Here is a 23720-nt window from a genome sequence, read left to right on the forward strand (position 1 = left end):
AACAACGCGATGCCGATCATCGAATCGAAGTTGAATCCGCGCTCCGACGATTTCCGCACGAACGCGGCCGCGCTCGAAGCACTCGTCGAAGACCTGAAAGCGAAGATCAGCAAGCTCGCGTTGGGCGGCGGCCCCGCCGCGCGCGACAAGCATGTGTCGCGCGGCAAGCTGCTGCCGCGCGATCGCATCGCGCAACTGCTCGATCCGGGCACGCCGTTTCTCGAACTGTCGCAGCTTGCGGCGTTCGGTATGTATCACGACGATGCGCCGGGCGCGGGTGTCATCACGGGCATTGGCCGCATTGCGGGCCAGGAGTGCGTGATCGTCTGCAACGACGCGACCGTGAAGGGCGGCACCTACTACCCTGTCACGGTGAAGAAGCACGTGCGCGCACAGGAAATCGCGCAGGAAAACCGCTTGCCGTGCGTGTATCTCGTCGATTCGGGCGGCGCGAATCTGCCGAACCAGGACGACGTGTTTCCCGACCGCGATCACTTCGGCCGCATCTTCTACAACCAGGCGAATCTGTCGGCGCAAGGCATTCCGCAGATCGCCGTCGTGATGGGCTCGTGCACGGCGGGCGGCGCTTATGTGCCCGCGATGAGCGACGAGTCGATCATCGTCAAGAATCAAGGCACGATCTTTCTGGGCGGCCCGCCTTTGGTCAAGGCGGCGACGGGCGAAGAGGTCAGCGCGGAAGATCTCGGCGGTGGTGACGTGCATACGCGACTGTCGGGCGTCGCCGATCATCTCGCGCAAAATGACGCGCATGCACTGGCGATCGCGCGCAGCATCGTCGGCAATCTGAACCGCCGCAAGGACGTGCCCGTCACGATGCAGGAGCCGAAGCCGCCGCGCTACGACGTGAAGAGCATCTACGGCGTGATTCCCGTCGATACGCGCAAGCCGTTCGATATCCGCGAAGTGATCGCGCGCATCGTCGACGATTCCGCGTTCGACGAGTTCAAGGCGCGTTACGGCACGACGCTCGTCTGTGGCTTCGCGCATATCTGGGGGCACCCGGTCGGCATCGTCGCGAACAACGGTATTCTGTTTTCCGAGTCCGCATTGAAGGGCACGCACTTCATCGAGCTGTGCTGCCAGCGCAAGATACCGCTCGTGTTCCTGCAGAACATCACGGGCTTCATGGTGGGCCGCAAGTACGAGAACGAAGGCATCGCGCGCAACGGCGCGAAGATGGTGACGGCCGTGGCCACGGCGAAGGTGCCGAAGTTCACGGTGATCATCGGCGGCTCGTTCGGCGCGGGCAACTACGGCATGTGCGGACGCGCGTATTCGCCGCGCTTTCTGTGGATGTGGCCGAATGCGCGCATCTCGGTGATGGGCGGCGAGCAGGCGGCATCGGTGCTCGCGACCGTCAAGCGTGACGGCATCGAAGCGAAGGGCGGCACGTGGACGGCCGAGCAGGAAGAGGCGTTCAAGCAGCCGATCCGCGAGCAGTACGAGCATCAGGGCCATCCGTATTACGCGAGCGCCCGCTTGTGGGACGACGGCGTGATCGATCCGGCGCAGACGCGCGACGTGCTGGGCCTCGGGCTGTCGGCGGCGATGAACGCGCCGATCGAAGACACGCGCTTCGGCGTGTTCCGCATGTGACGCGGCATAGCGAGCAAGGAGCCTCGATCATGCAATACGAAAACCTGACCGTCGCGTTCGACAACGCGATCGCCACCGTCACGCTCGATCGCCCCGACGTGCGCAACGCGTTCAACGAAGCGATGATCGCGGAGATCACTTCGGTCTTTCGCGCGATGAACGAGCGCGACGACGTGCGCGCCGTCGTGCTCGCCGCGAACGGCAAGGCGTTCTGCGCGGGCGCGGACCTGAACTGGATGAAGAAGATGGCCGCTTACTCGGACGACGAGAACCGCGCCGACGCGATGCGTCTTGCCGACATGCTCGCGTCGATCTACCGTTGCAACAAGCCGGTGATCGCGCGCGTGAACGGCGATGCGTACGCGGGCGGCATGGGCCTGATTTCGGCGTGCGATATCGTCGTGGCCGTCGATACCGCGAAGTTCTGCCTCTCCGAAGCGCGCCTCGGCCTGATTCCCGCGACGATCGCGCCGTATGTGATCCGCGCGCTCGGCGAACAGGCATCGCGCCGCTACTTCACGTCAGCCGAGCAGTTCGACTGCGCAACGGCATATCGCCTTGGCCTCGTCAGCGAATGCGTGAGCGCGGACAAGCTCGACGAAACCCTGCAGCAGATCGCAGCGACGCTGTGCGCGAATGGCCCGCATGCCGTCAAGGCGTGCAAGCAACTCGTGCAGGACATCGCGGGCCAGGAACTGAACGCGGCGTTGATCGAAGATACGGCTGCGCGCATCGCGCAGATTCGCGCGAGCGCCGAAGGACGCGAAGGCGTCGCGTCGTTCCTCGAAAAGCGTTCGCCTTCGTGGCCCGCGTGATCGCGCGGCATATGAGGCCGAACGCGAAGACACGCGCACACAGAACAACACCCCATCGAGACACCTCATGTTCAACAAGATCCTGATAGCGAACCGGGGCGAAATTGCCTGCCGCGTCGCCGCGACCTGCAAGCGGCTCGGCATCACGAGCGTCGCGGTCTATTCCGACGCCGACGCGAACGCAAAGCACGTCGCCGCGTGCGACGAAGCCGTGCACATCGGCGGATCGACGGCGGCGGAGAGTTATCTGCGCGTCGAACGCATCATCGAAGCGGCGCTTGCGACGGGCGCACAGGCTGTGCATCCCGGCTACGGCTTCTTGTCGGAGAACGAGGACTTCGCGCACGCGTGCGAGAAGGCGGGCATCGAGTTCATCGGGCCGCCCGTCGAAGCGATTGCCGCGATGGGTTCGAAAGCAGCCGCGAAGGCGCTGATGCATTCGGCCGCTGTGCCGCTCGTGCCGGGCTATCACGGCGACGATCAGAACGCCGATCTGCTGCATCGCCAGGCCGACGAGATCGGCTATCCGGTGTTGCTGAAGGCGAGCGCGGGCGGCGGCGGCAAGGGCATGCGCGTCGTCGAGCGCACGGAAGATTTCGCGGCCGCGCTCGCGTCGTGCAAGCGCGAAGCGGCCAGCAGCTTCGGCAACGACCGCGTGCTGATCGAAAAGTATCTGACGCGGCCGCGGCACGTCGAAGTGCAGGTGTTCGCGGACAAGCACGGCGGCGCCGTGTATCTGTTCGATCGCGACTGCTCGGTGCAGCGCCGTCATCAGAAGGTGCTCGAAGAAGCGCCCGCGCCGGCCCTGCAGCCGCACGTGCGGCGCGCGATGGGCGAGGCGGCCGTCGCGGCGGCGCGCGCGGTGAACTACGTCGGCGCGGGTACGGTCGAGTTCATCATGACGGCGGGCGGCGACTTCTACTTCATGGAGATGAACACGCGTCTTCAGGTTGAGCATCCCGTCACGGAGATGGTCACGGGCCAGGATCTCGTCGAGTGGCAATTGCGTGTCGCGGCGGGCGAACCGCTGCCGCTCGAACAGGACCAGTTGAAGATCGAAGGCCATGCGATCGAAGCGCGTATTTACGCGGAGCATCCGGCGCGCGGCTTCCTGCCGTCGACGGGCACGTTGAAGCATCTGCGCATGCCGGAAGGCGTCGAGTTCTCATTGGGCATTGGCGGCGAACGCGCGCCCGTGCGTATCGACAGCGGCGTGCGCGAAGGCGATACGATCACGCCGTTCTACGATCCGATGATCGCGAAGCTGATCGTGCATGGCGCGAGCCGCGACGAAGCGTTGAAGCGCATGAGCCATGCGTTGCGCGACTGCGAAGTGGTCGGGCCGCATACGAACGTCGAGTTTCTGCAACGTATCGTGACGAGCGTGCCGTTTTCGACGGGCGATCTCGATACGGGTTTGATCGAGCGTCATCACGATGCGCTTTTCGCGCCTGTCGCGAAGCCGTTCCGCGAAGCGCTGGCGCTCGCTTGCGGCGCGCTGATAACGCGCGAAGGCGGGGTCGCGCACGGCGCTTCGCCGTGGGATGCGCTGTCGCACTGGCGCCTGAACAGCGGCTATACGCAGACGCTCAACTGGCGCGATGTCGAGAAAGAGTCTGCATTTACGGTGCTTTTCTCGCGCGATGGCGAGTCGCGGACGCTCACGCACAATGGCAAGACCGAGCCGTTCAAGTGGTGGACGGGTGCGGGCAAGCATGAATGCGGCGCGACGATCGGCGATGCGCACGTGACGGGCCGCGTGTTTATCGACGGCGATACGTTCCATGTGTTTTGCCGCGGCGAAGCGCTGGCGTTCGAATGGCAGAACCTGCTGGCGCATGCAGCCGATGCCGAGCACGGCGAAGGACGGCTCACCGCGCCGATGCCCGGCAAGGTGATCGCGGTGCTGGTCGAGCAGGGCGCTGTCGTCGAGAAGGGGCAGCCGCTGCTCGTGATGGAAGCGATGAAGATGGAGCACACGATCGGCGCGCCCGCGGCGGGCAAGGTGGCGGAGGTGCTGTACGGCGTCGGCGATCAGGTCGCCGACGGTGCGCAGTTGCTGGTGCTCGACGTCGAATAACGCACAGATAATGCGGAAGCGTGATGTCATGCGAGGCGCGCGTAGTTCGCTACGCGCGCCTCGTTTTCCATTTGCGCGATGCAGTCGTACGCTTCGTGCGGCAACACTGAAAAGCCTTTGAGCCGCAGGCGTCGCGCACGCGCGGGCTGTGTCGCGATGGCGTGATCGAGCGCAACGCGCAAGGCGTCGATCTGTTCGATCGATATGTTCTTCGAGGCGATCAACGGCAAGCCCGGTGACGCGCCCGCGTAGCCAATTTCCTTCACGGCACTTGCGAGCTGCGGATAAGCGTCGCGCACGAAGGCCATCGTCACGCAATCGATCGCGGCGGTGTCCGCGCGGTTGTCGGCAAGCGCGCGAAGCGAGCCGAGATGCGAACCCGTCTCCAATGCCGCGCCGAAGAAGCGGCCGTCGTGGGCCAGCGGTGCAACCGCATGCCGCAACGCGTTGTAGCCGCTGTTCGAATCGGTGGCGTTATAAGCGGCGCGCGCGCCGCGACATGCATCGAGAGAATCGAATCGCGTGCCGGCGCGAGTGACGAGCATACTCGAATACGTCGCGCCTTCGCAGCCCGGCGCGTCGAAGTGCGGCGTCGCGATCAATTGCACGTATTCGTGCAGGCCGAGCACGAAGGGATAGCCGCATGTCTGCGAAATCAGCAGGCCGGGCTGACGCCAGAACGCATCCAGATCGTTCGGCTCGACGATCTGTGCCATCGGTTCGACATGCTTGAGCACGTCTGCGAGCAGCGCATGCCAATCGGCCGCGAGTGCGGGCGACACGTTGTACATCGGCAGGGCGGCGATCGCGTTCATGCCTGCGATTCTAAACGCGGATTCGCCGGTGATGTGGCCACTGCACTGATGCCGGGATGAAATGCCGCTGTTACGTAACCGAACGCTCGATGCTGTCGACGGCGCAGCGACGGTATCGACCATCGCCGCGCCGCGCACGCGCTGTTTCGCGGATGCCCCAGGCCCGCGTTCAGATACAACTCCGCGAATTACGGCGCAGCGAATACATCGGTGCGGTTAGTGGTATTGCCCGAGTTCGTTTGCACGAAGAACGGCACGAAGCTCGTCCCCCGGACGTCGAGACCCTGGTAGTCGCCCACGAAAAAGCCCTCCGCGTTCGGTGCCGTTCTCATATCGAATGGACCGGCCACGTTTACTTCGCCGCCGAAGCTCTGTCCGCCATTGGTCGACGTGGTGCGCCAGATGTTGGTGGGCAATGTCGTCATGTTTCCGGCCTGCAGGTCGCGAAGATCGTAGTAGGTGACGGCGACCGTCCCGGCGGAGTTGACGCGAATGGACGGATTGAAAGCGGCGCGCCCCGTCGGCGTGTTGACGCGGATCGGACTGCTCCATGTTTTCCCGCCGTCAGTGGAAGTGGACAGCGCGATCTCGTCGAACTGACCGCCATTGAAGCGCGAGTCCTGCCAGACAACATAAAGCTGGCCCGTCGTCGGATCGATTGCGGGCTCGGGAATGATGTCGCCGGTACGCAAAGGCTCAGTCGTGTTCGGGTCTGTGACACCGACGGTTCTCAAGTCGGCGATGATCTGCGGCTTCGTCCAGGTTGCGCCATCGTCCGTCGATTTGATGAACGCGACCTTGTTGGCCGTTACGCTGAAGGGCGGCGTGATCAGATTGAAAAAGTCATAGAGAGTCCCTGTCCGCGAATTGACCACGATCTGGTTGCCGATAGTCTGTTGCCGCGACGGAACCTTCACGATGACGGAAGGCGAACTCCATGTCTTGCCTCCGTCCACAGTCTTCGAGAAGTAAGCCGGCCCACGAAAAGCGGCCGTGTGCAGATTGGCGTACGGATTGCCATTCGGCAACTCGAGCCGGTCCCACACCGCGTATGCAACACCGGCTTTGATCGGGTTGGCGGTGACGGACTCCTTGTCGTTGAAGAACTGCACCGTCGGTTCATTGTTGGCGATGAGCACGCTCAGGTTTCCCCAGGTGATGCCGCCATCCGTTGACACTGCCGCGGCCACCGCATTGTTGTTATTGGACTGGTTGAAGGAAATGGATACCGAATAGGCGGTGCCGTCCGGTCCGATCGACACCCACGGGTCCGACGCACGTTCGTACCCGAGCCCGTTTGCGCACGCGCTGAACGGAAGGTTGGTCTGTTTCCATGTCTGGCCGCCATCGAAAGAGTAGCCGGCGACGAGACCGTGTGCTCCGCCATTGGACCAGCGGTCCTGTTGCCATACGCCGATTAGGTTCGACTGATTGGCGGGATTGACGGCCAGCCACGGTTCGACCTCGGCGTTCACGAAGTTCGTACCGGGTCCGCCGATGGTGCAGTTCGCGAACGGGCTGGGTGTAGCGGAAACGAGAACGGGGGAAGCCAGGCTCGTTGAACTCGCGGCCAACGCGAGAACGAGTGTTGTCCCTGGCAGAAGTACATTGGATATGTTGCGACGCATGAAAGCCTCTCTTTTTCATTTGCGGTCTGCAACAGGCGCGACAGTAGCTTCCGAGGCTGCACATGCGCTACCGGTCCGGCTGCTGCATGCCACCAGCGGTGAACACCGACACCGCGTCGGTTACGGCTCTATCACAACGTTCAGGTCTGCTCTTGTCGTCAGGCGGTACTACGCTGGCCCGCCGTTTAACAGCTGATAATAATCGGCGGAATGCAATGGACTTTAGGTCGCGGCGGCATTCGTAGCAAGAATATTTTGTGACGGCGAGAGGTATTTGCCCGGGCGCTTCACAACATCAGTACGCCATCCAGCGAAATGCGCAGTTCTGGGAGTACATGCACGATGACGCGACGTTCGAAGTCGTTCAAGAAAGGGCTTTAAATGTTCTCAAATTGCGAGTGGTTCTCACGCGATTAAGAGTGAATGCTTTTCGACGTGTGTGATTTGCGCGATCTACTCCCTTCGATTGCCCATTGAACGAATCAACGCTCGGGCTTCGCAAACAGAAGCGGCGCAGGAACAACGATTGCTACTGAATCCGCGCCATTGCCAATGCCGATATCCGGCCGGATTTTCAATTTCGTCAATGATGTGACGCTTGATCGAGATCAGCGGAAGAACTGCAGCACTTTGCTATCTTGCTTTGCTTCCTGAGAAAGCCGTACCAGCTGCTTCTGCTTTGAGTTCCCGCCATGTCGACATCCGCAATGCAATGCACGCCAATGCTTCCTCCCGATCTGCAACTGGGAGAACCTATAACCGATGCAACGCATAGCGAGTTTATTCGCCTGCTCGACCTCGCGGACCTGGCCACTGACGAATCGCTCATCGCCTCGCTCGACGACTGGATTGCTCACACCAGGGAACACTTCTCGCAGGAAGAAGCGTGGATGGATGCGATGGACTTCGGTCCGCGTCATTGCCATGCGGGCCAGCATCGTCATGTGCTGCATGTGGTCGATATGGTGCGCGGAGAAATGGCGGACAACGGCCGCTTTGACCTGGGGCGCCGACTGTTGAGCGAGTTGCGCGTGTGGTTCGCACATCACGTGAAAACGATGGACGCGATGATGGTTGCCTACATGCAGGAACACGGCGTTCCTCAAGCCGCGTGAACGATACACGAGCCACTCGCCTCATTCACGCAACTTCAGACCAGTAATTCGCTTACATGGCAAACGACATCGTTATCGTGGGTGCCGGCCCTGTGGGGCTATGCCTCGCTCGCGCACTCAGCGGCCTCGGCCTGCGGATCACATTGATCGAGCAGCAGCCCTTGAATGAAATCAGCGACCCGAAATTCGATGGCCGTGAGATCGCGCTGACTCAAAAGTCAGTTCGATTCATGCAGCAACTGGGTCTCTGGGATCTGATCGACCCAGACGCGCGTTCTCCGCTGCGCCGCGCGAAGGTATTCAATGGCGCATCCCTGTCCGCACTGGAGATCGGGCACGAACTGGCCGGCCACACGGAACTGGGCTGGCTGGTTTCCAACTACCTGATCCGCAAGGCCGCTTATGACGCGGTACATCGCAGTATCGTCGAGAACCATGACGTCACGCTGCTCGCGGCGGAGAAGGTGAGCAGCGTCAAGAGCGATGACGTCTCTGCCAGTGTGACGCTGGAGAGCGGAAAGACTCTCTCGGCCAGGCTGATCATCGCAGCCGATAGCCGCTTCTCGGCGACGCGCAAGATGATGGGAATTCCAGCCGATATGCGCGATTTCGGCAAATCGATGCTTGTGTGCCGAATGACACACGAGCAGCCCCATCAGTACACGGCGTGGGAATGGTTCGGATATGGACAGACGCTCGCGCTGCTTCCGATGAATCCGGATCGATCGACGAATGCGCACCAGTCTTCGGTGGTGCTCACGCTGCCCGCGTGCGAGGCGACCGGACTTGCCTCCCTTGATCCGGGCGAATTCAGCGCCAACCTGGAACAAAGATTCGCGCGGCGGCTGGGCGTGATGAAATTGGCGAGCACTCGCCATCTTTACCCGTTGGTCTCCGTTTACCCCGAGCGATTTGTCGGGAAGCGCTTCGCGGCAGTGGGTGACGCTGCCGTAGGCATGCACCCCGTGACCGCGCATGGATTCAACTTCGGACTGGCGAGTGTCGAGACGTTGTGCAAAGGAATCGTCGCTGCGCATAGGAACGGCGTCGATGTGGGCGCGGAGTCCGTCTTGAGTCGTTACGGCGATAGCCATCGCCGCGCGACCAGGCCGCTCTATCTCGCCACGCGGCTTGTCACCGACATCTATACGAACAGTAGCGTCCCAGCGAAGTTGGCGCGAAACATCATGCTGCGTGCGGCTTCGTTCTCGATGCCTTTCAGAAAAGCTATCGCGGCGTCGTTGACCGGCTAGGCATGTCATTGGGGCGGCGGGTCCCGCTCGGCGCCAGTGCCGCTCAGCGAGGACCGCCATCGGACACTCGCGTTCACGGCTGCCCGTTCGTTTGCTGGTTCCTGAACGCCGCCTCTCCCGCATCCGATACCTCGACCCACTTCTTGTCGGGCGGCGCGTCGGCGACATAGCTGTCGTGCCAGTTCCACCACTTGTAGGTTGGTGTCTGAGGATAGCCCTCGGGCGAATCCTCCCAGACTTCCTGCCGGCCAAGCGGCGTGATGTCGAGATAGTTCCAGGTGCCGCCCATCTGCTCGTCGCCGCGATTGTTGATGAAGTACGTGCGGAACATGCGGTCGCCGTCACGGTAGAACACGTTTGTGCCGTGCCATTCGTCGACGCCGAAGTCAGCGTCGAAGCTGTCCGTGACGGTGAACCACGGTATCTGCCAGCCCATTCGCGTCTTCAGTCGCTCGATGTCCGCCTGAGGCGCGCGAGAGACGAAGACGAGGGTCGTGTCGCGGGCGTTCAGGTGGGCGAGGTGGGCGACCTGGTCGGCCACCATCGAGCAGCCCCGGCACGCGTGGTCGGGCCAACCGAACACACCCGGCTCGAAGAAAGCGCGATAGACGATCAGTTGACGCCGACCGTCGAACAGGTCCAGCAGGCTCGCCTTGCCCGCAGGCCCTTCGAATGCATACGTTTTCTCGACGGCCATCCACGGCATGCGGCGGCGCTCGGCGGCCAGTGCGTCACGGGCGCGGGTATGGGCCTTTTCCTTCACGAGCAACTTCTGGCGCGCTTCTTCCCATGCCTGCTGCGAGACGACGGGCGGCGTATGCATGGCGGGCTGTCCGCCTGTCGTTGCGTCTTTCGTTGTATTTCCGGTTGATGTCGTCATGGCTTTTGCAACCTCCTGATCTGGGGAAAATTCCTGCAACGCCAGGCTGAAGCGCGATTCCGTTCAGCATGCGTCGCTGGATGTTTGCTGAGAGACAGTTTGGGCCGTCACGTCAAACGATGGGAGTAACAAGTGTGGCGGTATTCCGGCCGACGATCTGATGTTCGCGCGGCGCATCTATCGCGGCATCCTTCGCTATGCGAGTGCGGTTGGTGGGACTTAAACTCTGCTCACATGCCACCAGATCCCGAAGGTCATGCCCTTTCGCGAAATGCACAACGCCCGGCAATCCACCCCGTCATCCGCGTCGGTCGATGACGGCGCATTGCAAGACCCGGCGCTGCTGCGCCGCCTGCTACGCGCCAAGGATCGCATGGACGCTGCATCGCACGAGGCCTGGCCCGTAAGGCGCCTGGCTGAGGTCAGTGGCGTCTCCGAAGCCCATTTCGCGCACTCGTTCAAACGAGCTTTCGGTGTTCCTCCGCACCGATACCTGCTTACGCGGCGCATCGAACGTGCCACGGCCCTGCTGCGCGACACTGAACTCAGTATCACGGACATTGCGTTCGCCACCGGCTGGGAAAGCCTGGGTACTTTCGGCCGAACATTTCGCGACATCACGGGCCGAAGCCCCGGTGCGATGCGCGTCGAGGCCCGGAACGCTACGGCTCAACCCGGCCCCGTGCCTGCCTGCGTTCTGAAGGCGGCGCAGCGGCCGGACCTCACGATCGCAGTTTTGGAGAAGCGCCGCCGCGTGGCCAAAGGTACATTCCGGCCATCAATCGAGGAGGAGGTGTCGTGATGAACCAGGGTATCAATGTGGTGGGCTTGTACGTCGACAATCAGGACGAGGCGCTTGCGTTCTATGTCGACAGACTCGGATTTCGCGTCCATACGGACGTGCGCAACGGCGACTATCGCTGGCTCACGGTCCAGCATCCGGAGCAGCCGTCGTTCCAGCTCGGCCTGTTCAAACCCGGCCCGCCCATCCACGACGAAGCCACCGCGCAAACGCTGCGTGCGATGGTCGCCAAAGGGGCCATGCCGCCACTCGTTCTGTCCGTGGCCGACTGCCGCGCGAGCTATGCGCAGTTGAAGGCGCGCGGCGTGGAATTCATCCAGGAGCCAGTCGAGCGCTTTGGCAGCATCGACGCCGGCTTCCGCGATCCGGCGGGCAACGGCTGGAAGATGATCCAGTCTCCGTCGTCGAAATAAATACGGGCATTGGAATCCGACGGCTTCGCCCTCGGGTGGCCGTCATATCGTCAGTGACAGGGGAGCACCAGGCCGGCGAGTGCAGGTGCCCCCGATACCTTTAGCGCTGCTTGATCCAATCGAGCCGCCGACTTCTCCTTTCCGCGCTGTTTGACAAGCGCGGACACTCTTTGCCGCAGCGGGCTGCGATGCGCACGATGCGAATCGCAATGCCGTAGCCAGGAATACGCTCGGCACCCAGTTCGATCGTGATCATCAACGCCACGCGCGTCGCCGTGGCCAGGTTGCCAGCGGCACGGAGCGCGAATCCCGAGGCATGACTTTGTGCCAGCACGCGCCCACGGCCCGAACGCACGATGCCGCGAGTGTGATAGGTCGAGTCCAGTCCATTTCCAGATATCCGCACGCCGCTCTCTTGCCTCTTGTTGAGGCGCCCGGAAGGTTATCCATTTCGCTCGGGCCGCTTACGATGGCCGTGCTGCTGTTATTCGCGACAACGCACGCCGGCGCGCAATCCGCGGATGCGCAACCATCCACTACGGCTACGGATGCTCAGCACGAAGCCACGCTCCCAGCCGTCAGCGTGAGCGCGCAAGGCAATCAGGACGCGCCGTACGGGCCGACCAACGGATACGTCGCGGAATGGAACTCGAGCGCCACGAAATCGGGCATGCCGATTCTGGAGACGCCGCAGTCCGTTTCCGTCATCACGCGCGATCAGATCGAGCAGCAGAACGCGCAGAACCTGAACGCTGTCGTGCGTTATACGTCGGGCGTGACGCCCGAGACGCGCGGCAGCATCGCGACGCGCTACGACCAGCTGAAAGTCCGCGGCTTCGACGCCGACACCTACTGGAACGGACTGAAGCTGATCAACAATGGCTGGTACGCGGTGCCGCAACTCGATCCATACATGATGGAGCGCGTCGAAGTGGTGAAGGGGCCGGTATCGGTGCTGTACGGCCAGGCGGCGGCGGGCGGGCTTCTCGATATGGAAAGCAAGATGCCGACCGTGCTGCCGCTGCATGAGGTCGGCGTCGAAGTTGGCAACTTCGGCCACGCGCAGGGCAAGTTCGACCTGTCCGGACCGATTGCCGGCGATGATCGCTATCTGTTTCGCCTGACGGGCATCGCGCGCAAGGAAGACGGCCAGGTGAACATGACGAGGAACGAGCGCATTGCGATTGCGCCGTCGTTCACCTGGCGCCCGGACAACAGGACGTCGTTGACACTGTTCGGTCTCTATCAGCACGATCCGCGCAGCACGTCGTATGGCAGCGTCCCGCCGCAAGGCACGGTGCTGTTCAATCCGAATGGCAAGCTGCCCAGCAACTTCTACGACGGCGACCCGAACTTCGAGAGCTTCAATCGCGTGCAGGAATCGATCGGCTACAAGTTCGAGCGGCGTCTGACGAACGCGTGGTCGTTCCGCGCGAACGGCCGCTTCGTGCATCTCGCGCAGGACTACAAGAGCGTCTATGCATCGATGCTCGAAGACGATCTGCGCACGCTCGACCGGGGAACGGCGGCATCGACGGATAACCTGAACACCGTCGCGCTCGACAACCAGCTCGAAGGGAATTTTTCAACGGGGCCGATCGACCATACGTTGCTCGTCGGTTTCGATTACCAGCACTACGCGAGCAACTTCGACGCGGGCTTCGGCACGGGGCCGTCGATCGACATGTTCGCGCCCGTCTACAACCAGCCGGTCACGCCGCCGGACCGCTACCATCAGGTGCTGAGCGGCACGCAGTACGGCGTCTATGCGCAGGATCAGGCGCGCCTCGGCAACGCAATCCTGACACTCGGCGGACGCGAGGACTGGGCAAGCAGCAAGACACGCAATGACACGTTCGATACCTCGTCCAGCCAGTTCGATCGCGCGTTCACGGGGCGTGCGGGCTTCACGTATGTGTTCCGCAACGGCATCGCGCCTTATGTCAGCTATACGCAGTCGTTCACGCCGCAGGCGGGCACCGACATCAACGGCAAGGCGTTCGATCCGGAGCGCGGGCACCAGTACGAAGTCGGCGTCAAGTTTCAGCCGAGGGGCTACAACGCGCTCTTCACTGCGGCGCTCTTCAGTTTGACGCGCGAGAATCTGCTGACCACGGATGCTTCGAATCCGAACTTCCAGTCGCAAGCAGGCGAGGCGCGGTCGCGTGGCGTCGAACTCGAAGCTAAGGTCAGCCTGACGAATTCATTGAACGTCGCGGCGAGCTATACGTATCTGAACACCGTCTACACGAAAGACAACAGCGGGCTCGAAGGCAAGCATCTCGCCGCGATTCCGCAGAATCAGGCTGCGTTGTGGGCGTATTACACGATCGATCGCGGCCCGCTCGCGGGTCTGTCGATGGGCGCGGGCGGACGCTACACGGGCACCACGTATAGCACCGACAACAGTTTCGAGGTGCAGAGCTTCTTCCTCGTCGATGCCACACTACGCTACGATCTCGGCCGCGCTGCATCACAGCTGAGAGGCGCGGAGCTGTACGTGAACGCGCAGAACCTGTTCAACAATGAATACGTTGCTTCGTGCTATTACGGAAGCTGGTGCGCGTTCGGTTACGGACGCCAGGTCTTTGCGGGGATGAACTATCGCTGGTAGTTCGGTTTTGCACTCGGCTCGCTTGCGCCGTCACACGCACATTGATGTAACGGTTTGAGCGTTGAACCGCTTCAAGCGACAACCGCGCTCTTCTTTTTGTGGCGCTTGGCCTCATACATCGCGACGTCCGCCGACCCCAGCACCTTGTCGATCCCGTTGCCCACGCCAGTCACGGGAGCAATACCGATGCTGGCGCCGATTTCGATTACCACGTCGTCAGCCAGATGGAACGGCCTTTCGATCCCGGCGATGACTCTGTCTGCAAAGGTGTTGGGTTCTGCGGCACCTGGCACCTGACCGACGATCACAAATTCGTCGCCGCCCATTCGTGCAACAAGGGCGTCCGGTCCGGCGAGCTGGCGCAGTCTTGCCGCGACCTGCGCCAGCAGCTTGTCGCCGAACTCGTGCCCATGCGCGTCGTTGACGGCCTTGAAACCGTCCAGGTCGATATAGAAAAGCGGCACGCCGGTTCCGATATGAGCGGACCCGGCAAGTTCACAGGTCGTCGCATGGAAAAGGCCGGCGCGGTTGAGCAGCCCCGTCAGGCCATCGTGGCGCGCGCGGCGATCGTTCTCGCGCTCCGCCTCCATGGTGGTAATGAGCATCGCGTTGAGCTTTCTGGCGGCAACGCTCATCGCGAACAGATAAAACGGAATCTGAACCAGCGTCAGCAGCAGCACAGGTTCGCCCGACAGCACCGCGCCGATACAGCACGGGCCGAGCGACAGAAAGATCATGATGGCGACGAGCCGCGGTGCCGCGAAATTCCGGAAGCAGATTCCGCCCACCATCGCCGCCGCGGAAAGAAAGGAGAGCGTCGCTGCCACCCAGTCGCCGCTTATCGAACTGATGAACGCGCCATAACCGACTGTCGCTCCCCATAAGGGCGCAAGAAGAATATAAAGGTCGGTCGGCGTGGACTTGCCCTGTTGCGCCCGCCGGTGAGCCAGCATGAGCACGAACAGGCGAGCCACGCAGACGACGATCTCCGAGATCAGCCAGAACCGGAATAGCGCGCCTGGATGGCGGTATTCGAGCACCCAGGCAACGGCTATTGTGTTGAATACGCCGCCCAGGAAAATCGGCAGTGTGCCGAACAGCGTATAGACAAGCGCTGTCCGGATCTCTTTCGGAGTGTCTCTGCCGGGGTGCAGCAGCCAGCAAGCAAGCTTGCCCTGCGGCAAGCTGAACGATTTGATTGGATTCGTCACTTGAGCACCTGCGAATTGCCTCGCGACGATTATTTGTCGCCCCATGCGGTGACCGGGAACGCGAAAAGGGCAGGGATCGACGCCTCCGCGGCACGCACCGGATGTCCGTCAACCTCGGCTCGACAGCGGGGATCGCTATGCCGTGAGTGAAGCGATTGACACCACATGACCGGTTATCGGCGTTTGCGGGTGGCGACTTTAGACAGATGAGCTCGATTCAGCACTTCGAACCACCGACCTATACCAGCAAATACATGGAGTCGCGCTCACGCATGCTATAGCGTTTGTCTTGTGGCGTGGCGTTCGGCAGTGGCCGATGCAGGCGGATTAAAGTGGATGAAGCCGCAACGATCAGCGTGCTCCGGATGCGTGACCGGCATGATCGAGTAGAGCCTCGCCCATTCGCCATAGCCCTTTACCAGAAAGCCTCCTGAGCGTTCTATGTATTGCTGGCGGGATCTTTCATAGACGGCGCGAAGCGCAAACCAGGGGACATGCGGCAGGTCGTGATGAACCAGATGGTAGTTGTTGTTCAGAAACAGCAGCCGCCAGAACCATGCGGCTTCATTGATGACCGAGCGTTCCTCGTGTGAAGCCGCCGCGCGATGTTCATGGAACGAGCGTACCGAACTCAGCGCGAGCGCCGGATAGCCGACGCCCGCGATAAAGAGCCACGGCGCAATGGCGCATGCGCGATCGAGCCAGCTGACGAGCACGGCGAGCGCGAAACAATGCGCGAGCCACGCGGGCACATCCGACCAGTCGCCGCGCAAAGGTTTGCGCAGCGACTGCGTGGCCGCCGCCGCAATCGAGAACGCGGGGCCGAGCAGGAGACGTCCCACAAACGTATTGCGCGCGACGAGCAGAACGCGCGTCAGCGTTCCTGCCTGTTGCCATGTTTCGGGGCTCACGAAAAACGTTTCGGGATCGATCTCGGGATGCGTCAGATGCGCGTCGTCGTGATGCTGCAAATGCAGATCGCGATAGACGGCATACGGAAACCACACGGCGAGTGGCGCAAAGCCGATCAGGCCGTTGACGGCCGCCGAGCGCGTCGGATGACCGTGCAGCAGTTCGTGTTGCAACGACATGTACCACGCGCTGAACAGCGCGAGCAGCGCAAGCGCAACGGTCAACCCGAGCGTCTGCGCATGGCTCGCGATGAAAAACCACCCGCCGTAGATCACACCGATCAAGAGCCACGTCGGCCATTCGGTGCGCCATGTGAAGCGCGTGCGTTGATGCAAAAGCGCCACTCGTTGCGCGTCGTCGAGATAAATGGCCATCGGTGGATCGGTCGTTTTGCAGTCGATACGATCCTAATGGCGCGCACGCGGCGGCCGAACCAATTTGTTTGGCTAAGCTTTTGAGGAAAGCGGGTTTAAGCGAAATGCCTGCGTCTGCGCGAAACAACATCAACGTTACTGATGCATGCCGATCTCGCAGGAATGATCGAGCAATGGTTCCGCCGTACCGCTGCCATCGTCGAGTTCGAGCCCGCTGTTCACAACGAGCCAGCCGTCGCTATCCGACGGACCCGCGCCCGTCACGAGGATGGTCTGCTGCGCCATCGCATCGCTGCCCTGACGGTCGCGCGCGACGATGCGGAACGGGTCGCTGTCGCCCGTCAGCGAAAGGACGCGCATCACGCGATACCGGTTGCCGTCGAGCGTCGTCCATTGCCATTTGCCTGGCTCGGCCGTGCGGTAGTGTGCGAGGTTCTTGATGATGTCGTCGTGCATGCAGTCCATGTGGATGTGCAACTGCTGCTGCGTGCGGCGGTACTTCGAGTTGATCTCCAGTCCCAGCTGATTGGGCGGAAACGTCAGGCCGATGCGCGAGCCCACATATTGCCGCGCCTTCCACGCATCGGCCCAATACTCGGGCGCATTCGCGTCGAGCACGCTCGGGCTTTCGATACCCGTCACGCGGTCAGTCGGAATCAGCAGATATTGCGTGTTGCCGTTGATGTCCTTCAGGATCGCATAGCGTTTCGAGAGATCGACGGTCGTGCAGAAACCGGGGCTGCCGGACGCGCGGGCAACAGGTACGCATTGACGGTTGACGATCGACCAAAGTGCGTTGGGGTCGGCGGCCGCGATGATCGCGCAACCCGATGTGCAAAGCGCGAGGGCGAGCGCGGCCAGGTGTCGAAGACGTGGTCGGATCATTGCAGCGTGTGAATGTCAGATGGTGGGCGCCGGAACTGGGCCGAGCACCGCCTCGAATGCGATGCCGATCGCGAGCAGCCGCCGGTCGCTGCCGAGCGGCCCGTCGAGTTCGATGCCCACGGGCAAGCCGTCCCGCGTCAGGCCCGCAGGCAGCGACAGGCCCGGAATGCCCGCGTTGCTCGCGGGATCGGTATTGCGCAGATAGGCGGTCATTTCGTCGATGGCGGGCGCGCCGTCGATCGACACGACGGACGAGCCGTTCACTTCGTCGAGCGGCGCGGCGACGAGCCGCGTGGTCGGGAAGAGCAGTGCGTCGAGGCGCCCGGAGGCGAACGTGTCCGCATAATGCTGCTGCAATCGCGGACGCCAGATGGTCATTGCATCGTGATACTGCTGCGCGAGCGCGTGCGCCATCACCACGTCGTACACATCGCGCACATCGGGGCTCGCGATGCGCGCCGCGACTTGGGCGACGGTCTTGACGGGCGCATCGTTCGCGACGAGATACTCGCGCACGTCGTCAAACGCTTCGTGAATCGCGACCGGGCCGCCCGTCTGTTCGTTCAGATGCAGCAACTCCGGCATGTGGATGGGCACGAACGTGACGCCCGCCGCTTCGAGCTTCTTGAGCGCGGCTCGCGCGGCGTCTTCCGTCGCGTGTTCGAGATCGGCCCACAGCGGCGAAGGCAAGCCGATGCGCAGCGCGGACAACTGCACATCGGGCAAGGTCGTGTCGCCCGCGATCACGCCGTCGAGCAGCGCGACGTCCGCGATGGTGCGCGCCATCGGCCCGACGGTATCGCGCGTATGGCTGATGGGAACCACCGCTTGCGGATCGTGATAGCGGCGCTCGCCGCCGCCGTTGCCCACGGACGGACGAAAGCCCGCAATGCCCGTCAGCGCGGCGGGAATGCGCGTCGAGCCGCCCGTATCGCTGCCGAGCCCCGCCGTCGAAATGCGCGCTGCGACGGCAACGGCCGTGCCGCCCGACGAGCCGCCCGCGATCAGCGACGGGTCGTACGGATTGCGCACGGGGCCCGCGTGCGAGGCCAGATTCGTGCTGGTGATGCCGAACGCGAGTTCGTGCATGTTGGTCTTGCCGAGCACGATCGCGCCGGCGTCGACGAGCTTGCGCACGGAAGGCGCGTCGGTCTTCGGCTTGAAGCCGTCGAGCGCGGGCGTGCCAGCCGAAGTCAGCAGTCCCGCCGTGTTGATGTTGTCCTTGATGACGACGGGCAGCCCGGCAAGCGGAAGGCGGACTTTCTCGTCGGGCGTCAATGCGTCGATGCGTTTCGCGGCGGCGAGCGCGCCTTCCATGTCGAGCGCGGTGAACGCGTTGAGCGTCGCGAGCGCGGCGGCGCGCGCGAGCAGCGTCGCGACGTAATCGGTTGCTTTGAGGCGGCCCGACTGGATGGCGGCGACGGCCTGTGTCGCCGTCAGCGCGAGTTGTTCATCGACGGTCCATTGCATGTACTGTGTCCCTCCCGGTTCGACGGCGCGTTGCGCCGCGCGACGTGTCGTGAATGTGCCCGTGCGAGCGCGCGCGGCACGCTCATTTGCGCATCAATAGCAGCGCGAGGCGCGCGAGCTTCGGAACGAGCGTCGGACGAACGAGCCGTTTGTCGTAGCCGCTCATCCGTTGGTCGTTTTCCTGAAGGCAGAGTTCGATCAGCTGACGCACCGAGAGTGCCTGGCCGATCGTCGAGCTGTTGGCGGGCAGGAAGTTCGAGTCGTGCGCGACGCCGTCCGCGTCGATGCCCTTCGCGATCGCGACGCGGTCCCAGACCAGCTTGATCCAGATTGCGCCGACACGCAACGCATGCCACGGACGCCGCCACCACGGCATCGTGCGCCGATACCACGCGACCCAGTTGGCGAAAAAGAGAATGTGGCGCGCTTCTTCCTGGATCACGGGCTCGAACGTGTCGACCAGTTCTGACGGGAAATAGCCCGACACCTGCGCGGAGCGAAACAGGCCAAACGCGAAGAAGCTGTCGATGCACTCGCTGTAGCCCGTGAACATCCACGCCCATTCGGCGTCGCGCGGCGCGGGGTAATGGGGCTCGGGCGCGAGCTCGATGCCGTACGCGGCGACGAGCCGCGACAAGACGTGCTTGTGGCGCGCCTCTTCGGCCGCGTCCATTTCGATTGCTTCGCGCACCAAAGGGTCTTGCAGCTGCGCCGCATACGTGGAGACCCGGATCGACGCGCGGCCTTCCGTCTGCACGGCGATGTCCCAGATGGGCAGGGACGTGATGCGCTTGAGCGCGTCGGCGGGCAACTGCGGCCAGTCGATGACGGCTGGCTTGTACGGGTTGTGAGTCTCCAGCAGCATCCGGCAGAACATCTGCTTGTGTTCTTCGGAGCCAATGGGCATGCGCGCGTGTCCGTGGAACGTCCAGTGACGCAGCGCGCGATCGTGATCGGCTTCTGTTATCAGGGTGTCGGACATGACAGGCGAATGCTTTGGCGAGTTATTCCGCCTATTCTGTCATACCCCGTCAATCTGTGGCGTGGAGCGGGCGCTTACCGTACTGTCGCACGCGTTTTCGCGCTGCGCGGCGTGAAAAATTGCAATGCAGTATTGCGCTCATTGCTGACTGTCGACCCACAGGCGCCCCCAGCGAAACGCATACGCAAGCGCGTGTTCTTCGTCGAAGAAGTAGTCGAGTGCATCGAATGAATAGGCGCGTCCGTCGTTGGCGGCCGTGGCCTTTTCGATCGTGAGATTCGCGGCGAAGAGCCCGTTGGGCAGGCGCTGCGCAGCGGGGGCTACTTCATAGCCTTTGTAGCGGATGTGTCGGTTCATCGGTTTCATGTTCGATCGCCTCCCCGCGGCGGATTGCGCGCAGCGCGGCGATCAGTCGAGTGAAGCGGGCAGGGACTAGCGTAGGCTGTGCCGTGTAGCGCGTGAACCAATCTTTCGTCGCAAGCAAATCACGGGTGGCCGGGAACGGTCTTCGAAGATCTGGATGTGGCGTTATCGCGTGCGTTGTCGCGATCATCGGGCGGCGAGGGGAGCGTGTCTGTTATTTGGGCCACGATGGCGGGCCCTGGTGTGTTGGCGAGCGCACGCAGCGCGTGCGTCGATAGCGGCGTACGCGCTTCGATCAGCCCTGGATCGGATCGAGTGCTCGACGTACGTGCGTGAACGCGATGCGCGGCTGCATCGCGTTAGCTTGCAAGGGCGTCGATTCGCGAGTGTGTCGGTCCGCAAGCGCTTCAGTTCGCAAGCGCGAGCGCCTTGATGCCGTGCGTTTCGTCGGCGGGGTCCGGTGTCGCGGAGGCCGGATACGATGCGGTGCTCGCCTGCTGCGAGTGCGAGCGGAACGCGAGCGCGAATTGCGCGGCCTGCTGGCCGACCATCGACAGCTGTTCGACAACCTTTGGATCGGAGCACGTATCGGCCGTATCGAAGCGCGTTTCGAGCGTATTGATGCCCGCGCCGAACGGCGTTGGCCAGCCGCGCAGCGCGTGCACGATCGAGCGTAGCGACGTCAGCACCGAGCCCGCCGCCTGCCATCCATACGCGGTGACGATGCAACCGACGGCACGGCCGTCGAGATAGGGCCGCGCCTCGCCGCGCAGTTCTTCGAGCGTATCGAGCGCGTTCTTCACGAGACCCGACACGCCGCCGTGATAGCCGGGCGTCGCGATGACGAGGGCATCGGCGTGACGGACGGCCTCGATGAGTTCGAGTTGTTCGTCGGTGCGATGCGTGCTTTCGGGCGCGTAGTGCGGCAGGCTATGCAGGAACGTGCCGCCGAAGAGGCGCGTGCGCGCGCCGGCCTGCTCCGCGCCGCGCAGCGCGAATCCGAGCGCGCGCTCGGTGGACGACGCAGCGCGCGTGGTTCCGCCGATGCCAATCACGAGCGGGCGGCGGTTCTGATCGAAACGGGTCAACTGGATGCTCCTTGCTGCTGTGACGGCTGGCCGGATGCGCGGGCGACGACGTGACGTGTTGTCCATGCGAACGGCGCGTGAACCTGAACTGCCATCTTAGTGACCGATGGTAGCAGCGCGAAACGACTTTTTGTTCTAACGATATAACGGGGAAAGGGTCTTTGGCCGCGCCACGCCGGGTGGAATCCTTGTGCGAAAGGCTTCGTTGGAGGGCACGGAGGCGGGCGTTATGATGGACGCGTCTCCTCCATGAAAACTCCTTGACATGGGATTGGCCCCGGCTCGAAATGGACCGGGGCATTTTTTTGCGCACTTTCGAATACGCGCGCGATGTGGGCAATGCGTGCAGCCGCGCAAAGGACAGGCAACGGACAGGCAACGGACAGCCAGTGGACAGGCCTATTGCGGCATCGGCACGATCCGCTGTACGGCGAGCGAGTTGTCCTGCGCGGTTTGCTCGCGCGCGTCGGGCGTGACGCACACGTCGTCTCCCTGAAAGGCTTCGCGCCATACGAAGCCGTTCTTGCAGGTGTTCGGCCCGTATACGCCGCCCGTCGGCGAGCGATTGTCGGCGGCGGCCCTGTTTTCGGCGTAGATGCGGGCCTGCGTATCGGGCGTCACGCATACGCGGTCGCCCGGCCGCGCCTGCCGCCACACGTAGCCCTTGATGCACGCGCCGCGCAGATGCGCGCGCCGTTGCAGCTCGACCTTCGATATGACGCCGCTGGCGACGGGGCGATCGACGGCAACGGAGGCTGGCGAGGCCACCGCGTCCTCGACGGCGGGCGCGTGCTGATTGGAACCCGACAGCTTGAGCAGCACGGCGCCCGTCAGCCCCACAGCGGCCAGCGCGCCGACGATCGGCAGCAGCGTGCGCCGCTTCGGCTCGGCCGGCTTGTCGGGAGCGGGCGGCGCTGCAGGCGTGTTCTTCTCTGCACCCGGATGCCCGCGCAACGCGTTGATCAGCAGTTGCACATCGCTGTCCCATCGTGCGTGCGTCAGCTCGATCGAGTTGCGATAGGCGAGATCCTTGATGTCGTCGGGCAGGTCGGCTTCCTGCGGCATCGTCGCGCCTTGCACGAGCACGGGAATAAGCGTCACGCCGCGCTTGAGCGCCGACGACGTTTCGAGCCGCACGAAGTCGTTCGGATTGTCGAGCCGCCGCTTGCCGTCCTTGCCGGTGACGGTGAGCCACGTTCGTCCGATCAGCGAGAGCACGACGCCGCACTGTTCGATATTCGTCTCGATCGCGCGCCGGAAGTCGGCGCCCGGTTCGATCGTCGCGACGTCCATGAACACCATGTGCTCGCCGAACACTTCGCGCAACGATTCGAACAGACGCCCCGCCTGACCTTCCGTGTCCTCGCGTCTATAACTGATGAAAATGGGCCGCATCGAACGATTCCTCCCTCAACGGGTTGAACGGCGAGCCGAACCTGCAATTCAAACGCCTTTTCATTAAAGCAGAGCGATGCGTGTCGTGTCAGGAATGCAAGCGGGCATCCGGCGCTCGAAACGCGGATGTTATGTGCGGTAGCCAACCGACTGCACCGCGCAAAGCGGACAACGCTTTCCGGTCCGATGCGCGCATGGCGTTCGGAACGTTCAATGCGTTCACAGCGTCCGATGCCGCGTCGCGCGTGAACGAACACATCTGCAACGCGTTCGCGCGACGCCGTATCGAATGCGCGCTGTTCTTGGAGATCGAATCGAATGACGGCCGACGTTGCAGACCAGGTCGTGCTTTTCTCCGGCCACATGATCGATGCGCCGGGCCGGCCGATCGAGCGCTTTCCCGCGAGACTCGTGCCGCGCGTCGCCCAGGCGATCGGCGACGCACTGGATGCGATAGGCGCTGGCGGCGCGGATATCGCGCTGTGTGGTGCCGCTTGCGGAAGCGATCTGCTATTCGCCGTCGCGGCGCTCGAACGGCATATGACACTGCGCATTCACCTGCCTTTCGACGAGGCGGCCTTCATCGAGCGCTCCGTCGCGATCGGCGGCGAGCGATGGGTCGAGCTTTATCGGCGCGTCACCGAAACGGCGACCTGCATCGTTGCAGACGACGTGCTGGGCCCGCTGCCGCCGGGCGCCGATCCGTTCACGCGCAACAATCTGCTGATGCTGTCGGAAGCCACGCGGCTCGGCGCGCGCGCGTTCGGGTTCGTCTGCGTGTGGGACGGCCAGCCCGGCGACGGGCCAGGCGGGACCGCGCATCTGGCAAGCGCCGTGCGGGCGGCTCACGGCGAAGTGCGAATCATCGACATCCGTGCGCTTGCGAATGAGCGCAGGGCGTGACGCACGAGGTTCGTTCCCGCCCGCAACGACCGGCGTGAAGGACAACCCGAAATCAAATATATAAGCCAACTTCGGACGCGCTATCAGCCCCCGCGCGCCGAGTTC

At 63.0% G+C, this 23720-nt stretch carries 21 protein-coding genes; 9 read left to right on the forward strand and 12 right to left on the reverse strand.

The genetic code is table 11. The features are described 5' to 3' along the window. Positions 1–9 precede the first annotated feature (9 nt). From BN2476_RS26120 to BN2476_RS26130, 3 genes are all read left to right on the forward strand, one after another. On the forward strand, positions 10–1617 hold the full coding sequence (locus tag BN2476_RS26120) for a carboxyl transferase domain-containing protein (RefSeq protein WP_087737046.1): 1608 nt from the start codon (positions 10–12) through the stop codon (positions 1615–1617). A gap of 29 nt (positions 1618–1646) precedes the next feature. Continuing rightward, complete coding sequence (locus tag BN2476_RS26125) at positions 1647–2432, forward strand: enoyl-CoA hydratase/isomerase family protein (RefSeq protein WP_087737090.1); 786 nt, start codon at positions 1647–1649, stop codon at positions 2430–2432. Positions 2433–2499: 67 nt separating this feature from the next. Further along, positions 2500–4512 carry an acetyl/propionyl/methylcrotonyl-CoA carboxylase subunit alpha gene (locus tag BN2476_RS26130; RefSeq protein WP_087737047.1) on the forward strand — a complete coding sequence of 671 codons (2013 nt, stop codon included), beginning with the start codon at positions 2500–2502 and terminating at the stop codon, positions 4510–4512. A gap of 26 nt (positions 4513–4538) precedes the next feature. On the opposite strand, the gene BN2476_RS26135 is transcribed toward BN2476_RS26130, so the two are convergent. Both BN2476_RS26135 and BN2476_RS26140 read right to left on the reverse strand, forming a co-directional pair. Next, positions 4539–5327, reverse strand: coding sequence for a phosphate/phosphite/phosphonate ABC transporter substrate-binding protein (locus BN2476_RS26135; RefSeq protein WP_087737048.1), 789 nt, complete (start codon positions 5325–5327; stop codon positions 4539–4541). A gap of 188 nt (positions 5328–5515) precedes the next feature. After that, positions 5516–6955 (reverse strand): sialidase family protein, encoded by a 1440-nt coding sequence (locus tag BN2476_RS26140; RefSeq protein WP_087737049.1) that lies wholly within the window; start codon positions 6953–6955, stop codon positions 5516–5518. A 692-nt stretch (positions 6956–7647) separates the two neighbouring features. On the opposite strand from BN2476_RS26140, the gene BN2476_RS26145 reads away from it, so the two are divergent. Together BN2476_RS26145 and ubiM are read left to right on the forward strand one after the other, a co-directional pair. Further along, on the forward strand, positions 7648–8070 hold the full coding sequence (locus BN2476_RS26145) for a hemerythrin domain-containing protein (RefSeq protein WP_087737050.1): 423 nt from the start codon (positions 7648–7650) through the stop codon (positions 8068–8070). 56 nt (positions 8071–8126) lie between these two features. Beyond that, complete coding sequence (ubiM, locus tag BN2476_RS26150; protein ID WP_087737051.1) at positions 8127–9323, forward strand: 5-demethoxyubiquinol-8 5-hydroxylase UbiM; 1197 nt, start codon at positions 8127–8129, stop codon at positions 9321–9323. A gap of 73 nt (positions 9324–9396) precedes the next feature. On the opposite strand, the gene BN2476_RS26155 is transcribed toward ubiM, so the two are convergent. Then, the gene (locus BN2476_RS26155) at positions 9397–10203 is read right to left on the reverse strand and encodes a DUF899 domain-containing protein (protein WP_162497890.1); all 807 of its coding nucleotides are present in this window, start codon (positions 10201–10203) and stop codon (positions 9397–9399) included. Between the two features lie 256 nt (positions 10204–10459). Between BN2476_RS26155 and BN2476_RS26160 the strand changes: the two genes are divergently transcribed. Together BN2476_RS26160 and BN2476_RS26165 are read left to right on the forward strand one after the other, a co-directional pair. Then, positions 10460–11005 (forward strand): helix-turn-helix transcriptional regulator, encoded by a 546-nt coding sequence (locus tag BN2476_RS26160; RefSeq protein ID WP_087737053.1) that lies wholly within the window; start codon positions 10460–10462, stop codon positions 11003–11005. Further along, positions 11005–11418: a VOC family protein gene (locus BN2476_RS26165; RefSeq protein WP_087737054.1), complete on the forward strand. Its 414-nt coding sequence runs from the start codon at positions 11005–11007 to the stop codon at positions 11416–11418. The genes BN2476_RS26160 and BN2476_RS26165 overlap by 1 nt, the downstream gene beginning before the upstream one ends. A 100-nt stretch (positions 11419–11518) precedes the next feature. Here BN2476_RS26165 and BN2476_RS26170 read toward each other — a convergent pair whose 3' ends face one another. Next, positions 11519–11683, reverse strand: a complete 165-nt coding sequence (locus tag BN2476_RS26170) for a hypothetical protein (RefSeq protein WP_218274543.1) — start codon at positions 11681–11683, stop codon at positions 11519–11521. 150 nt (positions 11684–11833) lie between these two features. On the opposite strand from BN2476_RS26170, the gene BN2476_RS26175 reads away from it, so the two are divergent. Beyond that, complete coding sequence (locus BN2476_RS26175; RefSeq protein WP_235850966.1) at positions 11834–14032, forward strand: TonB-dependent siderophore receptor; 2199 nt, start codon at positions 11834–11836, stop codon at positions 14030–14032. Between the two features lie 71 nt (positions 14033–14103). On the opposite strand, the gene BN2476_RS26180 is transcribed toward BN2476_RS26175, so the two are convergent. The 8 genes from BN2476_RS26180 to BN2476_RS26215 form a co-directional block, all read right to left on the reverse strand. Then, entirely contained in the window at positions 14104–15243 is a 1140-nt protein-coding gene (locus BN2476_RS26180) for a GGDEF domain-containing protein (protein ID WP_087737057.1), read from the reverse strand. 275 nt (positions 15244–15518) lie between these two features. Beyond that, positions 15519–16529 (reverse strand): fatty acid desaturase, encoded by a 1011-nt coding sequence (locus BN2476_RS26185; protein WP_087737058.1) that lies wholly within the window; start codon positions 16527–16529, stop codon positions 15519–15521. A gap of 135 nt (positions 16530–16664) precedes the next feature. Further along, positions 16665–17414, reverse strand: coding sequence for a CDP-diacylglycerol diphosphatase (locus tag BN2476_RS26190; RefSeq protein ID WP_087737059.1), 750 nt, complete (start codon positions 17412–17414; stop codon positions 16665–16667). Positions 17415–17429: 15 nt separating this feature from the next. Next, the gene (iaaH, locus tag BN2476_RS26195) at positions 17430–18884 is read right to left on the reverse strand and encodes an indoleacetamide hydrolase (protein ID WP_087737060.1); all 1455 of its coding nucleotides are present in this window, start codon (positions 18882–18884) and stop codon (positions 17430–17432) included. 82 nt (positions 18885–18966) lie between these two features. Beyond that, a complete protein-coding gene (locus BN2476_RS26200; protein ID WP_087737061.1) occupies positions 18967–19866 on the reverse strand; it encodes a ferritin-like domain-containing protein in 900 nt (299 codons plus the stop codon). A 138-nt stretch (positions 19867–20004) separates the two neighbouring features. Further along, entirely contained in the window at positions 20005–20223 is a 219-nt protein-coding gene (locus tag BN2476_RS26205; protein ID WP_087737091.1) for a transcriptional regulator, read from the reverse strand. A gap of 413 nt (positions 20224–20636) precedes the next feature. Further along, positions 20637–21317 (reverse strand): NADPH-dependent FMN reductase, encoded by a 681-nt coding sequence (locus BN2476_RS26210; RefSeq protein WP_087737062.1) that lies wholly within the window; start codon positions 21315–21317, stop codon positions 20637–20639. Positions 21318–21716: 399 nt separating this feature from the next. Beyond that, complete coding sequence (locus tag BN2476_RS26215; protein WP_087737063.1) at positions 21717–22712, reverse strand: toll/interleukin-1 receptor domain-containing protein; 996 nt, start codon at positions 22710–22712, stop codon at positions 21717–21719. 318 nt (positions 22713–23030) lie between these two features. Between BN2476_RS26215 and BN2476_RS26220 the strand changes: the two genes are divergently transcribed. After that, entirely contained in the window at positions 23031–23615 is a 585-nt protein-coding gene (locus BN2476_RS26220) for a hypothetical protein (protein WP_087737064.1), read from the forward strand. Positions 23616–23720: the final 105 nt, after the last annotated feature.

The organism is Paraburkholderia piptadeniae (assembly GCF_900007165.1).
Lineage (GTDB): Bacteria > Pseudomonadota > Gammaproteobacteria > Burkholderiales > Burkholderiaceae > Paraburkholderia > Paraburkholderia piptadeniae.

Excerpts from the sequence above, each read along its gene's own strand:
- BN2476_RS26120 (WP_087737046.1), top strand. The coding sequence starts at position 10 with ATGCCGATCATCGAATCGAAGTTGAATCCGCGCTCCGACGATTTCCGC.
- BN2476_RS26125 (WP_087737090.1), top strand. The coding sequence starts at position 1,647 with ATGCAATACGAAAACCTGACCGTCGCGTTCGACAACGCGATCGCCACC.
- BN2476_RS26130 (WP_087737047.1), top strand. The coding sequence starts at position 2,500 with ATGTTCAACAAGATCCTGATAGCGAACCGGGGCGAAATTGCCTGCCGC.
- BN2476_RS26135 (WP_087737048.1), bottom strand. The coding sequence starts at position 5,327 with ATGAACGCGATCGCCGCCCTGCCGATGTACAACGTGTCGCCCGCACTC.
- BN2476_RS26140 (WP_087737049.1), bottom strand. The coding sequence starts at position 6,955 with ATGCGTCGCAACATATCCAATGTACTTCTGCCAGGGACAACACTCGTT.
- BN2476_RS26145 (WP_087737050.1), top strand. The coding sequence starts at position 7,648 with ATGTCGACATCCGCAATGCAATGCACGCCAATGCTTCCTCCCGATCTG.
- ubiM (WP_087737051.1), top strand. The coding sequence starts at position 8,127 with ATGGCAAACGACATCGTTATCGTGGGTGCCGGCCCTGTGGGGCTATGC.
- BN2476_RS26155 (WP_162497890.1), bottom strand. The coding sequence starts at position 10,203 with ATGACGACATCAACCGGAAATACAACGAAAGACGCAACGACAGGCGGA.
- BN2476_RS26160 (WP_087737053.1), top strand. The coding sequence starts at position 10,460 with ATGCCCTTTCGCGAAATGCACAACGCCCGGCAATCCACCCCGTCATCC.
- BN2476_RS26165 (WP_087737054.1), top strand. The coding sequence starts at position 11,005 with ATGAACCAGGGTATCAATGTGGTGGGCTTGTACGTCGACAATCAGGAC.
- BN2476_RS26185 (WP_087737058.1), bottom strand. The coding sequence starts at position 16,529 with ATGGCCATTTATCTCGACGACGCGCAACGAGTGGCGCTTTTGCATCAA.
- BN2476_RS26190 (WP_087737059.1), bottom strand. The coding sequence starts at position 17,414 with ATGATCCGACCACGTCTTCGACACCTGGCCGCGCTCGCCCTCGCGCTT.
- iaaH (WP_087737060.1), bottom strand. The coding sequence starts at position 18,884 with ATGCAATGGACCGTCGATGAACAACTCGCGCTGACGGCGACACAGGCC.
- BN2476_RS26200 (WP_087737061.1), bottom strand. The coding sequence starts at position 19,866 with ATGTCCGACACCCTGATAACAGAAGCCGATCACGATCGCGCGCTGCGT.
- BN2476_RS26205 (WP_087737091.1), bottom strand. The coding sequence starts at position 20,223 with ATGAACCGACACATCCGCTACAAAGGCTATGAAGTAGCCCCCGCTGCG.
- BN2476_RS26215 (WP_087737063.1), bottom strand. The coding sequence starts at position 22,712 with ATGCGGCCCATTTTCATCAGTTATAGACGCGAGGACACGGAAGGTCAG.
- BN2476_RS26220 (WP_087737064.1), top strand. The coding sequence starts at position 23,031 with ATGACGGCCGACGTTGCAGACCAGGTCGTGCTTTTCTCCGGCCACATG.